Source organism: Faecalibacterium prausnitzii (assembly GCF_019967995.1).
GTDB classification, from domain to species: domain Bacteria; phylum Bacillota; class Clostridia; order Oscillospirales; family Ruminococcaceae; genus Faecalibacterium; species Faecalibacterium prausnitzii_E.
Genome location: NZ_CP065377.1, coordinates 2,156,295 through 2,170,608, shown reverse-complemented (window position 1 = coordinate 2,170,608; position 14,314 = coordinate 2,156,295). Strand labels below are relative to the sequence as shown.

At 64.4% G+C, this 14,314-nt stretch carries 10 protein-coding genes; 2 read left to right on the top strand and 8 right to left on the bottom strand.

Going from position 1 to position 14,314, the window contains the following annotated elements; all coding sequences use genetic code 11:
- Positions 1 to 24 precede the first annotated feature (24 nt).
- Together I5P96_RS10655 and I5P96_RS10650 are read right to left on the bottom strand one after the other, a co-directional pair.
- Positions 25 to 1,800, bottom strand: a complete 1,776-nt coding sequence (locus I5P96_RS10655; protein WP_223382020.1) for an ABC transporter ATP-binding protein — start codon at positions 1,798 to 1,800, stop codon at positions 25 to 27.
- Positions 1,797 to 3,536: an ABC transporter ATP-binding protein gene (locus I5P96_RS10650; protein WP_317850507.1), complete on the bottom strand. Its 1,740-nt coding sequence runs from the start codon at positions 3,534 to 3,536 to the stop codon at positions 1,797 to 1,799. The genes I5P96_RS10655 and I5P96_RS10650 overlap by 4 nt, the downstream gene beginning before the upstream one ends.
- Before the next feature lie 183 nt (positions 3,537 to 3,719).
- Here I5P96_RS10650 and I5P96_RS10645 point away from each other — a divergent pair, with 183 nt between their 5' ends.
- Entirely contained in the window at positions 3,720 to 4,784 is a 1,065-nt protein-coding gene (locus tag I5P96_RS10645) for an SseB family protein (protein WP_223382018.1), read from the top strand.
- A 109-nt stretch (positions 4,785 to 4,893) separates the two neighbouring features.
- A complete protein-coding gene (gene dnaK, locus I5P96_RS10640) occupies positions 4,894 to 6,693 on the top strand; it encodes a molecular chaperone DnaK (protein WP_223382017.1) in 1,800 nt (599 codons plus the stop codon).
- An 85-nt stretch (positions 6,694 to 6,778) separates the two neighbouring features.
- Here dnaK and I5P96_RS10635 read toward each other — a convergent pair whose 3' ends face one another.
- The 6 genes from I5P96_RS10635 to I5P96_RS10610 all read right to left on the bottom strand — a co-directional run bounded on the left by I5P96_RS10635 (position 6,779) and on the right by I5P96_RS10610 (position 14,268).
- On the bottom strand, positions 6,779 to 9,571 hold the full coding sequence (locus I5P96_RS10635) for an AAA family ATPase (protein ID WP_223382015.1): 2,793 nt from the start codon (positions 9,569 to 9,571) through the stop codon (positions 6,779 to 6,781).
- Complete coding sequence (locus I5P96_RS10630) at positions 9,568 to 10,707, bottom strand: exonuclease SbcCD subunit D (protein ID WP_223382013.1); 1,140 nt, start codon at positions 10,705 to 10,707, stop codon at positions 9,568 to 9,570. Before I5P96_RS10630 ends, I5P96_RS10635 begins: the two co-directional genes overlap by 4 nt.
- Before the next feature lie 357 nt (positions 10,708 to 11,064).
- Positions 11,065 to 11,535, bottom strand: coding sequence for a peptidoglycan-binding domain-containing protein (locus I5P96_RS10625; protein ID WP_118552054.1), 471 nt, complete (start codon positions 11,533 to 11,535; stop codon positions 11,065 to 11,067).
- Between the two features lie 149 nt (positions 11,536 to 11,684).
- Complete coding sequence (locus I5P96_RS10620; RefSeq protein WP_223382011.1) at positions 11,685 to 12,320, bottom strand: stage II sporulation protein R; 636 nt, start codon at positions 12,318 to 12,320, stop codon at positions 11,685 to 11,687.
- A gap of 135 nt (positions 12,321 to 12,455) precedes the next feature.
- Positions 12,456 to 12,821 carry an endonuclease domain-containing protein gene (locus I5P96_RS10615; protein ID WP_223382009.1) on the bottom strand — a complete coding sequence of 122 codons (366 nt, stop codon included), beginning with the start codon at positions 12,819 to 12,821 and terminating at the stop codon, positions 12,456 to 12,458.
- A 79-nt stretch (positions 12,822 to 12,900) separates the two neighbouring features.
- Complete coding sequence (locus I5P96_RS10610) at positions 12,901 to 14,268, bottom strand: PFL family protein (RefSeq protein WP_097792746.1); 1,368 nt, start codon at positions 14,266 to 14,268, stop codon at positions 12,901 to 12,903.
- Positions 14,269 to 14,314 lie beyond the last annotated feature (46 nt).

Sequence of the window (14,314 nt, the reverse complement as noted above, 5' to 3'; positions counted from 1 at the left end):
CATCCCATTTTTTGTTTGTGCCGGTCAGGTCTCCACGCCCTCGAACTGGCTGTTGTAGAGCTTGGCGTAGAAGCCGCCCTGGGCCAGCAGTTCGTCGTGATTGCCCTGCTCCACGATGTGGCCGTCCTTCATCACAAGGATGACGTCGGCCTCGCGGATGGTGGACAGGCGGTGGGCCACGATGAAGCTCGTGCGGCCCTGCATCATCCGGGCGAACGCGGCCTGGATGCGCACCTCGGTGCGGGTGTCGATGGAGGAGGTGGCCTCGTCCAGGATCAGCATGGGCGGCAGGCAGAGCATGACGCGGGCGATGCAGAGCAGCTGCTTCTGGCCCTGGCTGATGTTGCCGCCGTCCTCCGCGATGACGGTATCGTAACCGTCCGGCAGGCGGCGGATGAAGCTGTCGGCGTGGGCTGCTCTGGCCGCGGCAACGATCTCTTCGTCGGTGGCATCGGGCTTGCCGTAGGCGATGTTCTCGCGGACGGTGCCGGCGCGCAGCCAGGTGTCCTGCAGCACCATGCCGTAGCTGCCGCGCAGGGAAGCGCGGGTCACGTTCCGGATGTCGTCGCCGGAGACGGTAATGGAGCCGCCGTTGACGTCATAGAACCGCATGAGCAGGTTGATGAGGGTGGTCTTGCCGCAGCCGGTGGGGCCGACGATGGCGATGCGCTGGCCGGGCTTGACGTCCAGGTTCAGGCCCTCGATGAGGGGGCGGTCCGGCAGGTAGCGGAAGGAGACGTCCTTCAGCTCCACATGGCCGTCCGGCTGCAGCACCCTGGCGTGTTCGGCTTCGGGCACCTGGTCGTCGGCGTCCAGCAGCTCAAAGACGCGGGCCGCGCAGGCCAGTGCGTTCTGCAGCTCGGTGACGACGCCGGAGATCTCGTTGAAGGGCTTGGTGTACTGGTTGGCGTAGTTGAGGAAGATGCTCAGCTGACCGATGGTGATGCCGCCCGCCACAGCATAGATCGCACCCACCAGACCGACGCCTGCATAGACGATGTTGTTGACGAAGCGGGTGGCGGGGTTGGTCATGCTGGAGAAGAAGATGGCCTTCAGGCTGACATCCTGCAGCCGCGTGTTCACCTCGTCAAAGGCGGCAAGGCTCTCGGCCTCGTGGCCGAAGGCCTGCACGACCTTCTGGCCTTCGATCATCTCATTGACCAGAGCAGTCTGCTCACCGCGCACGGTGCTCTGCCCCTGAAAATACTTGTAGCTGCGCTTGGCCAGAAAGCTGGCAACCACCAGGCTCAGCGGGGTGATGCAGACGACCACCAGCGTGATGGGGACATTCTCCCACAGCATGAACAACAGGGTGCCGAAGATGGTCAGCAGGCCGGAGAACAGCTGGGTGAAGCCCATCAGCAGGCCGTCAGCGAAGGTGTCCACATCGGCGATCATCCGGCTGACGATGTCGCCGGAGGGGTGGCTGTCGAGATAGGAGAGGGGGAGGGTCTGAATCTTCCGCAGGGCGGCATTGCGCAGGTCGCGGCTGACGGAGAAGGTGATGCGGTTGTTGCAGACGCTCAGCAGCCACTGCGCAAAGGCTGCGAGGATGGCCACGGCCACGATCTGCACGATGATCTGCATCACACCGGCAAAGTCCACGCGGCCCTTGCCGAGCATCAGGTCGATGGCGCTGCCGCAGAGGATGGGGATATACAGCTGGGCGGCCACGCTCACGGCGGCCACGATGAGGCTGCACCCCACGAAAAAGTAGTAGGGGCGGATCTTTTTCAGCACCCGGCGGAGCGTTGCCTTGCGCTGTTCCGGGGTCAGGCTGCTCTTTGCTTTTGCACTCATTTCTGCGCATCCCCTTTCTTGAACTGGCTGGCATAGATCTCCTCATAGACCGGGCAGGAGGCCAGCAGGTCGGCGTGTTTGCCGAGGCCGACGAGTTTGCCGTCGTCCAGAACGAGGATCTGGTCGGCGTGCTGCAGGCTGGCGGCGCGCTGGCTGACGATGAAGACGGTCAGGCTGCCGGGCAGAGCCGCCAGTGCCTTGCGCAGGGCGGCATCGGTGGCGTAGTCCAGAGCGCTGGCGCTGTCGTCCAGAATGAGGATGTCGGGCTTGCCCACCAGTGCGCGGGCAATGGTCAGGCGCTGCTTCTGGCCGCCGGAGAGGTTCCGGCCGCCCTGCTCCACCGGCTCGTCCAGCCCAAGGGGCTTCGTCTTGACGAATTCCGCAGCCTGTGCCGTTTCCAGTGCGGCCCACAGGTCGGCATCCGAGGCGTTCTTGTTGCCCCAGAGCAGGTTCGAGCGGATGGTGCCGCCGAAGAGCTGCGCTTTCTGCATGACGACGCTGACACTGCCGCGCAGAACGTCCCGCGGGTATGCCTGCACCGGACGGCCCAGGATCTCAACCGAACCCTCGGTGGCATCGTAGAAGCGGGGGATGAGGTTGATGAGGCTGGATTTGCCGCTGCCCGTGCCGCCGATGACGCCGATGGTCTGGCCGCATTTGGCCGTGAAGCTGATGTCCGACAGGCTGGGGGCACCGGCACCGGCGTAGGTCAGGCTGACATGGTCGAACCGAACGGCGTCATCGGCCTTGTCGGCCTCCACGGCATCCGGAAGGGCAGCGGGGAACGCCATCCCCGGTTCCGTGTCCAGCACGGCCTGCACACGGCTGGCGCAGGCCAGCGCCTTGCTGATCTGCACGATGAGGTTGGCCAGCTTGACCAGCTCGACCAGGATCTGGTTCATGTAGTTGACCAGCGCGATGACATCACCGGCTGCCATGCCGCCGATGTTGATCTCGATGCTGCCCACATACAGCAGAGCCACGATGGCCAGGTTGATGATCACGTAGGTCAGCGGGCTCATCAGGGAGGAGAGATGGCCGACGTGGAGCTGCATTTTGGTCAGCAGGTCGTTGGCGGACTCGAAGCGGTCGATCTCGCTCTTCTCCTTGTCAAAGGCGCGGACGACGCGAACGCCGGTCAGGTTCTCGCGGGTCAGGCCCAGCACCCGGTCCAGACGGGTCTGGGCGGTCTTATACAGCGGGTTGGTCAGGACCATGATGCCGAAGACCACGATGGACAGCAGCGGGATGGCCACCACGAAGATCCATGCGGCCCGCGCATTGACCGTGAAGGCCATGACCATGGCCCCGACCACCACGAACGGGCTGCGCAGGAACAGGCGGAGGAAGAGGTTCAGGCCGCTCTGCACCTGATTGATGTCGCTGGTCATGCGGGTGATGAGGGTGCTGGTGCCCAGCGTATCCATCTCGGTGAAGCCGAGCTTCTGGATGTGCTCAAACAGCGCATGGCGCAGCGAGGTGGAGTAGCCCACAGCGGCCTTGGCGGAGAAATACTGGGCCGTCAGGCTGCAGGTCAGGCCGATGACGGCGAGCAGCAGCAGGATGCCGCACCGCGCAAGGATATACTGCAGGTCGTGCGCCGCAATGCCGACGTTGACGATGTCTGCCATGACCAGAGGGACAAACAGGTCGAACGTGGCTTCCAGCATCTTGAACAGCGGCGCGAGGACGGCCTCGCGCTTGTAGCCGTTCAGGTGGGTAAGCATTTTGTTCAAGGCGAAAGACTCCTTTTCTGAAATGTAAATCGGGGGAAACTTTCCCATCGCATATTATAATACAACCGGAGTCGGAATGCTATTGTTTTGCGGAAAAATGCGGTGCGTCTTCCCCATTGTGAAACTTGGGAAATCCTGCTATAATAAATTATTATGACGGATGGAAAAAGAAGGGTGATGCAAATGGAATACGAGAAAAGCGCACGGCGGTTCCGCCCGGTGGGCAGCCGGAAGAAAAAGGCTGCCCCCCAATACAGCCCGGCGGGCACGGGCTGCCCGGTGGTGGAGCAGGCCGTGGAGCGGCTCTACCGGGAGCAGAACGAGACGCATTTCTGGAACCTGATGAACGCCCTGAACTATGCACTGGAGCTGAAAACGCGGGTGCTGGTGCCGCTGGATGCCGCAGCCGACCCGCAGAGCGGCCCGGCTCCGTGGGCTTCCATGCCCATCCCGGCGGAAAAGGCAGAAGGGCTGGACCCCTGGCTGCTCCACACCCGGAAGGAGCGCAGCTACCTACCCCTGTTCACTTCGGTGAAGACGGCGGAAGCCGAGCGCGCCACGGCCACCCGGCCCATGGCCGAGCGCGGGATGCGGGAGGCCATGGAATATGCCCTGAACACCGACGGCATCGACGGTGTGGTCATCGACCCGTGGACCAATTCCGCTACGCTGGATGGCTCCATCCTGAACGGGCTGCTCAAGTCGGAGCGGGGCAGCGAAGGCCCCGGTCTGGAAGAACTGGATGCGGGCTACGATGCCGCGCGGCAGGGCAGCTGGGCCGAGGCGGTGCAGCACTATGAAAAAGCCGCCGAGGCGGGCAGCGCCGAAGCGCTGGCGCTGTTGGGCGACTGCCTGTATCAGGGCCGGGGTGCCCGGCGCAGCAAGGTACAGGCCCGGCGGATGTGGAAAAAAGCCGCCGAGGCCGGGGAAGTGCAGGCCATGATCGCCCTTGGCGATGACGCAGCGGCCTCCGGGCAGGAAGCCGCCGCCGCGCTGCAATACTACCGCCGCGCCCAGAGTGCCGCCCGCGGGATGCCGGATGTCTCCTATACGCCGCAGATCCGGCTCCGCATCGCCCAGTGCGAAACGCGGTATGTCTCCCGCAAAAAGGCGCTGATGGAGCTGGCGGAGGCCGAGCAGGGCTTCTGCATCCAGCTGGAAGAGGGGGCACCGGACGCGGAGATCTGGCTGGACGAGACCCGGAAGACCGTGGCGGAGCTGATGAACGAAGGGCTGGAGAACCGATGAGATCGGCAGGAACACAAATTCTTTACATTTGTTCTATGAAATCGTCATAGGAAATCGGTAAGATGATTCTGGAAAAAAATCTGTGCCGCAAGAAAAGAGGACAAGCACTATGAGCAACGTGATCGGAATCGACCTTGGAACGACCAACTCCTGTGTGGCAGTGGTCGAGGGCGGCAAGCCCGTGGTCATCGCCAATGCCGAGGGCGAACGCACCACCCCCAGCGTGGTCGCCTTTACCAGAGACGGTGAGCGTCTGGTGGGCGGTGCGGCCAAGCGCCAGATCGCGACCAACTCCGGCCGCACCATCTCCAGCATCAAGCGCTACATGGGTTCCGACCACCGGGTCCACATCGACGGCAAAGACCTGACCCCACAGGAGATCAGCGCCATGATCCTGACGAAGATCCGCCGCGACGCTGAGAGCTACCTCGGCGAGCCGGTGACCGAGGCCGTCATCACGGTGCCTGCCTACTTTGACGACAGCCAGCGCAAGGCTACGCAGGATGCAGGCCGCATCGCGGGGCTGAACGTTCTGCGCATCATCAACGAGCCTACAGCCGCAGCGGTGGCCTACGGTCTGGACAACGAAGCGCCGCAGAAGATTTTGGTCTATGACCTGGGCGGCGGCACCTTCGATGTCTCCATCATCGAGATCGAGGATGGCACCTTCACGGTGCTGGCTACCGGCGGCGACACCCATCTGGGCGGCGATGATTTCGATGAGCGGATCGTGGAGTATGCGGTGGCGGAGTTCAAGAAATCCGACCGCATCGACCTGAGCCGCGACCCCGCCGCCATGGGCCGTCTGAAAGAGGAGGCCGAAAAGGCCAAGAAGGAGCTATCCAGCGCGCTGAGCGCACAGCTGAACCTGCCCTTCATTGCGGTGGGCAAAGACGGCCCCCACCATCTGGACCTGACGCTCACCCGCCCGCAGTTCGAGATGATGACCGGCGACCTGCTGGCCCGCACCGTGCAGCCGGTGCAGAATGCCCTGCGGGATGCAGGCATCGCCGCCAGCCAGCTGGGCAAGGTGCTTCTGGTGGGCGGCAGCACCCGGATGCCGGCCGTAGAACGTCAGGTCAAAGAGCTGCTGGGCTGCGAGCCCAGCCACAGCCTGAACCCGGACGAATGTGTCGCCATGGGCGCAGCGGTCCAGGGCGCTCTGCTGCAGGGCGGCGGCAAGCTGGCCGGTGCTGCCGGTGCCGCTGCGCAGGGCCTTGTGCTGATGGATGTCACTCCGCTGACCTTGTCCATTGAGACGCTGGGCGGCGTGGCGACCCCGCTCATCACCCGCAACAGCATGATCCCCACCCGGAAGAGCCAGATCTTCACGACGGCGCGCCCGATGCAGACCAGCGTGGAGATCAACGTCCTGCAGGGAGAACGCCATTTTGCGCGGGACAACAAGAGCCTGGGCAAGTTCAAGCTGAACGGCATCCGTGCCAGCTTCTCGTCCAAGCCGCAGATCGAAGTGACTTTTGATATCGACGTCAACGGCGTCGTGAAGGTCTCCGCCAAAGACCTCGGCACCGGGCGGGAGCAGAACATCACCATCACCGGCAGCACGAACCTGTCGGAACACGAGATCCAGCGCGCCATGGCGGATGCCGCCGCGTATGAGGCTGAAGACAGCCGCCGGAAAGAGCGGCTGGAACTTCACAATCAGGCCGAAGTGCTGGCCTACAAGGTGGATGAGGCCCTGTCCAAGTGCAAAAAGGAGCTGGACAAGGACGAAAAGAACCGCATCAAGGCCGATGTGGCCAACCTCCGCCGCTGCCTGCGGAAGGACAAACCCGAAAAGATGAACGAGACCGAGGAAGCAAACCTCCGGCAGGCCAAAGAGCAGCTGGAAGCTTCGGCCAACCACCTGATGATGCTCTACACGAGCGAAGAACAGGAAGAACAATAAGAAGGCAAACAAAAAATCTCCGCGCAGCTGCGCGGAGATTTTTTTGTCGGCAGGGCCGAAACAGAGGGTGGAAAAACGGACATGTTTACACGATCAGCTCCACCGTGCTCCCCCCGCTGCGGGCCTTTTTGACGAGGACCTGATGGTCGATGCGGTCTTTGAGGGCGGCGACGTGGGAGATGATGCCCACGAGCCGGTCGCCCTCGGTCAGGCCGGAGAGGACCCGGATGGCCTGTTCCAGACTTTCGTCGTCGAGGGAACCGAAGCCCTCGTCGAGGAAGAGGGTATCCAGCCGGATGCCGCCGGCCGTGCTCTGGACTTCGTCCGAAAGGCCCAGCGCCAGCGCCAGCGAGGCCTTGAAGCTCTCGCCGCCGGAAAGGGTCTTCACACTGCGGCGGGTGCCGTTGTAGTGGTCGATGACGCCGAGGTCCAGGCCGGACTGGCTGCGCTGGTTCTCGGCCCCGACCCGCTCCAGCTCGTACTGCCCGGCGGTCATCTGCATCAGGCGGGTGTTGGCGTGGACGAGGATGCGGTCGAGATAGTGCATCTGGATGTAGGCTTCCAGCTTGATCTTCTGCTTGCTGCTCAGGGTGCCGCCCGCTGTGGAGGCCAGCGCGTTGACCCACTGCCAGCGGGTCTCCAGCACCTGCCGGGCGGCGGCCAGGCGGCGGTAGTCGGCGGCGGCGCGGCGGTTGGGCACCAGTTGGGCCGTCAGGGCTTTTTCCTGTTCGGCGGCCTGCTGGCGGGCCGTTTGCAGCGCAGTGAGCCGGGTGCGCAAAGCGTCGAGGTCTGTAGCCTCGGTCTCCGGGGCCTGCTGGTCTTGCAGGGCCTGCACGGCAGCTTCGGCGGCAGCGACGGCGTTTTCCGCAGCGCGGCGGGCGGCTTCGGCCTGCTCCATGCCGGTGCGCAAGGCAGTGCGCTGGGCCGTCAGGTCGGCGACCGTCTGCTGGGCCTCGGCGCGGCTGGCCGGTGCGGTCTGCCGGGCTTCGGTGATCTGCTGTTCCAGCGCCGCAGCCGTGGCTTCGCGGGCAGCGGCAGTCTGTTCGGCAGAGGCCGCTGCTGCTTCCAGCGCAGTGCGCTGGGCCGTTTTGGTCTTGCGGGTGGTATCCAGCCGGGTGCGGCGGGCACAGTCGGCGGCGGCCTTTTGCCGGGCTGCGCGGTTCTCGGCCTGTGCGGTCTGGAGCGCGGCGGTCTCCTCGGCAAGGGCCGTTTTCAGCAGGGCCACGGTCAGAGCGACCGGCCCCTCCGGCGAGGTGAAGCGTTCAGGCAGAAGGCTTTCGGCGTCCCGGCGGAGGGTGGCTTTGCCCTCCCGCTGGGCGGCGAGGGCTTCGCGGGCGGCGGCCGCGCGGTCCTGCGCTTCGCGGTCTGCCGCTTCGGCCGCCTGCTTGGCGGCGGTCACCTGCGCCTGGGTGGGGGCGGTGTGAGGCAGCGCTGCTTTGGCCGGGTGGTGGACACTGCCGCAGACGGGACAGGGGGTGCCTTCGGCAAGGCCCTGCGCCAGAAGTCCGGCCTGTGCGTCCAGAAACGCCCGCTCGCAGGCGTCCCGCTCCGCGTGGGCGGCTTCCTGCGCGGCGGCTGCGGTGCGGTAGGCGTCCTGTGCCTGTCGGGCTGCGTGGGTGCGGCGCTGGTCTTCGGTCAGGCTCTGGGCCAGCGCGGTGAGGGCGGTCTCCCGGCGGGTGAGCTGCTCGGCCTGAGCGGTCAGGGCCACGTTCCGGGTCTCCGGGTCGCCGAGGGCGGCTGCTTCGGCGTCCAGCGCGGCGAGTTCTGCATCCAGTGCGGTCAGCTGGGCCCGCGCCTTGCGGGCTTTGGCCTGTTCGAAGTCGGCCTCGCTGCGGGCGGCGGTCTGTGCGCGGCAGAGCTTGTCCAGCGCGTCGCAGGCGTCAAGGCCCGCTCTGGCCCGCTCCAGCTGGGCGGTCAAAGCGTCCAGTGCGGCGGCATCGCCTGCATGGCGGGCCGCATCGGCGCGGGCTGCGTCCCGGCGGGGGAGCAGGGCGGCAAGCTCGGCCTGCTTTTCGACCCGCTGGCGGCGGAGCGCTTCGGCCTGCTCGGCCCGGCCCAGCGTCTGCTGCAGCGCGTCCAGCTGCGTCTGCGCGGCGGTGTGGGCGGCGGCAGCAGCGGAGAGTTCCGCCTCCTGCCGGGTGAGGAGCCCGTCCAGCAGGGCGGTGACTTCCTCGGCGGGGCGCTGCGCCGAAAGCCCGCCCAGCGCTTCGGCGTCGGGGTCGGTCTCCGGATAGCGGATGCCGGAGAGCAACGCGTCCAGCTGGACGTTCTGGGCCGTGCGCTGGGCCGTGAGGCGGGCGTTCTCCTCTTGCAGTGCGTCCTGCAATTTCTGGTAGCGCTGGGTGCGGAACAGTTTGCGGAAGATCTTGCTCCGCTCCTCGGTCGTGGCATTGAGCAGGCGGGTGAACTGCCCCTGCGCGATCATGGCGATCTGGCAGAACTGGTCGTAGTCCAGCCCGATGAGGGCGGTGACGGCGGCGGTGACATCCTTCGACCGGGTCACTGGCGGGCGGCCGTCCGGGTAGGTGAGGACGGCGTCTGCCTTTTCGGTGGTCGTGCCCTCGCCCCGCGCTTTGGGGCGGAGGTAGTCCGGGTTGCGGCGGACGGTGTACCGCTGGCCGCGCACCTCAAATTCCAGCTCGACAAAGGTGGGGGTGCCGGGGTCAGCGTACTTGCTGCGCAGCATGGCGCCGTCCCGCACGCCGCCGCTGGAATGGTCGTACAGGGCATAGGTGATGGCGTCGAAAAGGGTGGTCTTGCCCGCGCCGGTGTCACCGGTGACGAGATACAGGCCGCCTTTGCCCAGGCGCTCCAGCTCCAGCGTGACGGCGCTGGCGTATGGCCCGAAGGCCGAAATGGTCAGCTTCAGGGGTCTCATGCGTCCTCCTCCTTCCAGAGCGTTTCAATGAGCTGCTGGCAGAAGGCAGCCTGCTCGGCGCTCAGGGGCTGATTGTTTTGCAGCGCATAAAAGGCCGCGAAGTGTTCCAGCGGCGTTTTCTGCTCGGTCTGGGCCGGGGCGTCGAGGTCGGCCTGGGTGCGGGTGCGGAGGTTGTCGTAGTCCAGCCGCATCAGGTTCGGGTAGATGACCCGCAGCCGGGCCAGCGCATCGGGCACATCCTGCTCGTCGGTCAGGGTGATGTGCAGATAGTCGTCGGTGGCCGTGCCTGCATAGCTGCGGCGGTCGGTCAGCTCCATGTAGCTGCCGCGCAGCTCCCGCAGGTCGTGCTTCGGGGTCAGCGGCTCGGTGGAAAGCGTGACTTCTCCCTTCGGCCCCAGCTCCACAAACGTTGCGCTCTTGTGCTGGTGCGCCTCCGAGAAGGAATACTTCAGCGGGGTGCCGCAGTAGCGCAGGGTATCGCGGCCCACCTTCTGGGGGCTGTGCAGGTGGCCGAGGGCCACATAGTCGAAGCCGTCAAAGAGGGCGGCATCCACACAGTCCAGCCCGCCCACCGATGGCTCCTCGCTCTCGCAGGCGGCGGCACCGGCCACGAACTGGTGGGCCACCAGTACGCTGCGGCGGGCCGGGTCGGGGGCGCAGCGGCGCAGCACACAGCCCAGGGCGTCGCTGTAGCTCTCGATGGGCTCGTCCGGGTAGATGTGGCGCACCGTGGCGGGTTTCAGGAAGGGCAGTAAGTAAATATCCACCGGGCCGTATGCGTCGGTGAGGGGGATGGGGGCCGGGGCCCCTTCAAACACCGGGCTGACGTAGACCTGGCTCCCCGCCAGCAGATGGGCACCGAACGCGATCCGTTCGGCGGAGTCGTGGTTGCCGCTGATGGCGAAGACCGGCAGCTTCCGGTCGGCCAGTTCGGTGAGGAACCAGTCCAGCAGACGGACGGCTTCGGCGGGGGGCACAGGCTTGTCGTAGAGGTCGCCCGCCAGCAGAACAGCATCCACGGGGTGGGTGTCGAGGAGCGATAAGATCTCCTCCAGAATATACCGCTGGTCGTCCAGCATGGAGAACTCGCAGACCCGCTTGCCGAGGTGCAGGTCGGAGAGGTGAAGAAAACGCATGGGAGCACCGCCTTTCAGTTGGAATGCTTTTATTATAAACGGCCTTACCCTCTCAGTCAAACCCTGCGGGTTTGCCAGCTCTCCCGAAGGGCGAGCCATTGGCATGCCGGGCAGCCCCTGCTGGACGCTGAACGTATTTCGTATCGTAAACGGAAGTGCTCCGCTGTCAGGGCCAACAACATCTGTACTGCGCTCTGACAAAGAGCGTTTGGGTAGATGCGGTCGAACGAAACAACGGAGCACTCCATTTTATGGTTTCAAGAAACTTTGCTCATCCAGTACGCCCAAAACCGTCTCGCCAGTGGCTCCCCCTTCGGGGGAGCTGTCTGCGAAGCAGACGGAGAGGGTGGGCCGTCGTCAGAACATCTTCTCCCAGGTGGCTTTGCCGACTGCGCCGTCGGCAGTGAGGCCGTTGCGGCGCTGGTAGCGCTCCACGGCGGCTGCGGTGGAAGCACCGTATTTGCCGTCGGTGGAGAGCTTTTCACCCAGCGCGTTCAGCTTCTGCTGCACCAGCCGGACCGTGCCGCCGGAACTGCCCTGCCGCAGCACGATGCCGGGGTAGGGGACGTGCAGGCCGTGTTTGGCGGTGTACTTGGTGTAGAGCACGTTCCAGGTGTTCGCGCCCACCTTGCCGTCCACATTCATGTCGTTTTTGAGCTGGAACTCCTTCACCGCGTTCACGCTCTTGGTGCCGAACCGCCCATCCGTGGTCAGCTCGTGGTACCAGGTGCAGGTGTCGCGCAGGCCGTTGAGCCAGGTCTGCACCAGTGCTACGTCGGGGCCGGTGGAGCCGCGCTGGATGAGGGAATAATAGGCCGGAATTGCCATGGTCAAACTCACACTCCTTCCACCAGGAGCTTATGCGGCGGAAGGTGGAAGTGTTCGTGGGAACCTTTGTCAGATCTGGCAGGCAATACCCGACGGCCAGGGCCTCTCCTGCCGGGAGAGGCGGCATCGCGGATGCGGGAACGGAGAGGTCATCCCAGCAGGATGACATCGTCCCGGCGGGCGGTGTGCTTCTGCCACCACTCCACGCATTTGAACCGCAGGAGATACCGCCCGCAGACGAGGTCGTTCTCGGCGGGGGCGGCATAGCCGCCGCAGGCGGTGCGGCAGAGGCCGGGGTAGAGCACACACCACCAGTTCCGGCCATAGGGGGCTGCGCCGATGTCGATGCGCAGGGCCTGATACCGCCCGGCGGGCAGGGCCGAGGCAGAGTAGCGGGTGGTGCCGAAGTACATTTCCACCAGATACACCCGCACCGGTGCAAAACTGCCCCGTCTGGCCAGCACGGTGCGGGCGACCCGCTGCAGCTCAGACAGATGGGCTGCAGCCCAGCGGAGGGCGGCGGGCTGGTCTGCCGCCGGGCAGGCCGTGTCCAGATACGCGAGCACGGCGTCCCGCACAGCCAGCTTGTCGGTCTGGTCGGCGGTGGTGTCGCTGGCAGCGCGGATGTGGAGCCGCAGAGTGTCGGCGGCAAGCGCGGCTCCGGTGTCGAGCTGGGTGCGGCCCCAGCCCAGCAGGCCCTGCAGACCGATGCAGAGCGCGAGCGCACCGCTGAGTGTAATGCACCAGACGGTCATCTGGCGGCGGGATAAAATGCGGCTGTACATAAAAAACAGACCCTTTCTCTGGAAATACTATCCAGAGTCTGGGTCTGTTTGGGTGTGATTATACAGCGGAAACCCTCTCAGTCGCCTGCGGCGACAGCTCCCCCGAAGGGGGAGCTTGAATGGAAAAGGGAAACATCATAAACGAGATTGGATCGTTTGATGAATCTTTTCGCAGACAGAGTCAAAATGAAAATCCACTTCCGCATTCGAAAAACGCAGGACTTGTAAATGGTATTGCGCTAAAATAGCGCTTCGTTCGCGGTCATAAGTCTGTCTCTGTTCAGAAAAATGCTGTGCGCCATCCACTTCGATGACCAATTGAGCCTTTGAACAATAAAAATCGACGATAAAGGATTCAATGATACGCTGCTTGTAGATTTTAACAGGATAGTTTCGTAAAAATTGATACCACAACTTTGCTTCCTGTGGAGTCATATTGCGGCGCAACGCACGAGCCTGCGGGAGCATACCATGATTTTTGGGAACAATATCAAGTTTCATAATGAATAGAGCGTGCACACGTCACTGCTGAAGCTCCCCCTTCGGGGGAGCTGGCAATGCGAAGCATTGACTGAGAGGGTCAGTTCTTCAGCGACTGCATCGGGGCGGGCAGGCGGCCGCCGCGGTTGATGAAGACCGACGGGTCGCGCTGGTTGACCGGCATGATGGGGCCATAGCCCAGCAGCCCGCCGAAGTCCAGGATCTCGCCTGCCTTGCGGCCGATGGCCGGGATGACGCGGACGGCGGTGGTCTTGCTGTTGACCATGCCGATGGCGGCTTCGTCGGCGATGAGGGCGCTGATGACGGCAGGGGTGGTGTCGCCGGGGATGATGACCATGTCGATGCCCACCGAGCAGACGGCGGTCATAGCTTCGAGCTTTTCGATGGTCAGGCATCCGCACTCCGCTGCGTGGATCATGCCGTCGTCCTCGCTGACGGGGATGAAGGCACCGGACAGGCCGCCCACGTGGTTGGAGGCCATGACGCCGCCCTTCTTGACGGCATCGTTCAGCAGGGCCAGGCAGGCTGTGGTGCCGCAGCAGCCGCAGGTCTCAAGGCCCATCTCTTCGAGGATGTTGGCCACGCTGTCGCCCACGGCCGGGGTGGGGGCCAGCGACAGGTCGATGATGCCGGCGGGTACGCCCAGCGCCTTGGAGGCGAGGTTTGCCACCAGCTGGCCCACGCGGGTGATCTTGAACGCCGTGCGCTTGACCAGCTCGGCCACCTCATCGATGGGGGCATCCTTGGGCAGTTTGGCCAGCGCGGCGCGCACTGCACCGGGGCCGGAGACACCGACGTGGATCTCGCAGTCAGGCTCGCCGGGGCCGTGGAATGCACCGGCCATGAAGGGGTTGTCCTCCGGCGCATTGCAGAAGACGACCAGCTTGGCCGCACCGATGCACTGGCGGTCTGCCGTCAGCTCGCTGGCCTTCTTGACGGCTTCGCCCATCAGCTTGATGGCGTCCATGTTCAGGCCCGCCTTGGTGGCGCCGATGTTCACCGAGCTGCACACGATGTCGGTCTCCGCCAGTGCGCGGGGGATGGACTCGATGAGCCGGAGGTCGCCCGCCGAAAAGCCCTTGTGCACAAGGGCCGTGTAGCCGCCCACAAAGTTGACGCCCACCTTCTTGCCGGCGGCATCCAGTGCTTTGGCAAAGTCCACCGGGTCGGCATCCGGGCAGGCACCCAGCAGCATGGCGATGGGCGTCACGCTGATGCGCTTGTTGATGATGGGGATGCCGTATTCGGCGCTGATGTGCTCCACGGCGGGCACCAGATTGGCCGCCTTGGTCACGATCTTGTTGTAGACCTTCTCACAGGCCTTTTTCGGGTCCGGGTCGATGCAGTCCAGCAGGCTGATGCCCATGGTCACGGTCCGCACGTCCAGATTGTCCTGGGTGAACATCTCGATGGTTTCGAGGATGTCACCGGTATTCATCATGCTCATAATAGATTCCCTTCTCTCTTAGATTCCTCTGTCGCTGACAAAAACG

What these genes read in the sequence shown, in the direction of transcription:
- I5P96_RS10655 (WP_223382020.1), bottom strand. Translation starts at nt 1,800, where the DNA reads ATGAGTGCAAAAGCAAAGAGCAGCCTGACCCCGGAACAGCGCAAGGCA.
- I5P96_RS10645 (WP_223382018.1), top strand. Translation starts at nt 3,720, where the DNA reads ATGGAATACGAGAAAAGCGCACGGCGGTTCCGCCCGGTGGGCAGCCGG.
- dnaK (WP_223382017.1), top strand. Translation starts at nt 4,894, where the DNA reads ATGAGCAACGTGATCGGAATCGACCTTGGAACGACCAACTCCTGTGTG.
- I5P96_RS10635 (WP_223382015.1), bottom strand. Translation starts at nt 9,571, where the DNA reads ATGAGACCCCTGAAGCTGACCATTTCGGCCTTCGGGCCATACGCCAGC.
- I5P96_RS10630 (WP_223382013.1), bottom strand. Translation starts at nt 10,707, where the DNA reads ATGCGTTTTCTTCACCTCTCCGACCTGCACCTCGGCAAGCGGGTCTGC.
- I5P96_RS10625 (WP_118552054.1), bottom strand. Translation starts at nt 11,535, where the DNA reads ATGGCAATTCCGGCCTATTATTCCCTCATCCAGCGCGGCTCCACCGGC.
- I5P96_RS10620 (WP_223382011.1), bottom strand. Translation starts at nt 12,320, where the DNA reads ATGTACAGCCGCATTTTATCCCGCCGCCAGATGACCGTCTGGTGCATT.
- I5P96_RS10615 (WP_223382009.1), bottom strand. Translation starts at nt 12,821, where the DNA reads ATGAAACTTGATATTGTTCCCAAAAATCATGGTATGCTCCCGCAGGCT.
- I5P96_RS10610 (WP_097792746.1), bottom strand. Translation starts at nt 14,268, where the DNA reads ATGAGCATGATGAATACCGGTGACATCCTCGAAACCATCGAGATGTTC.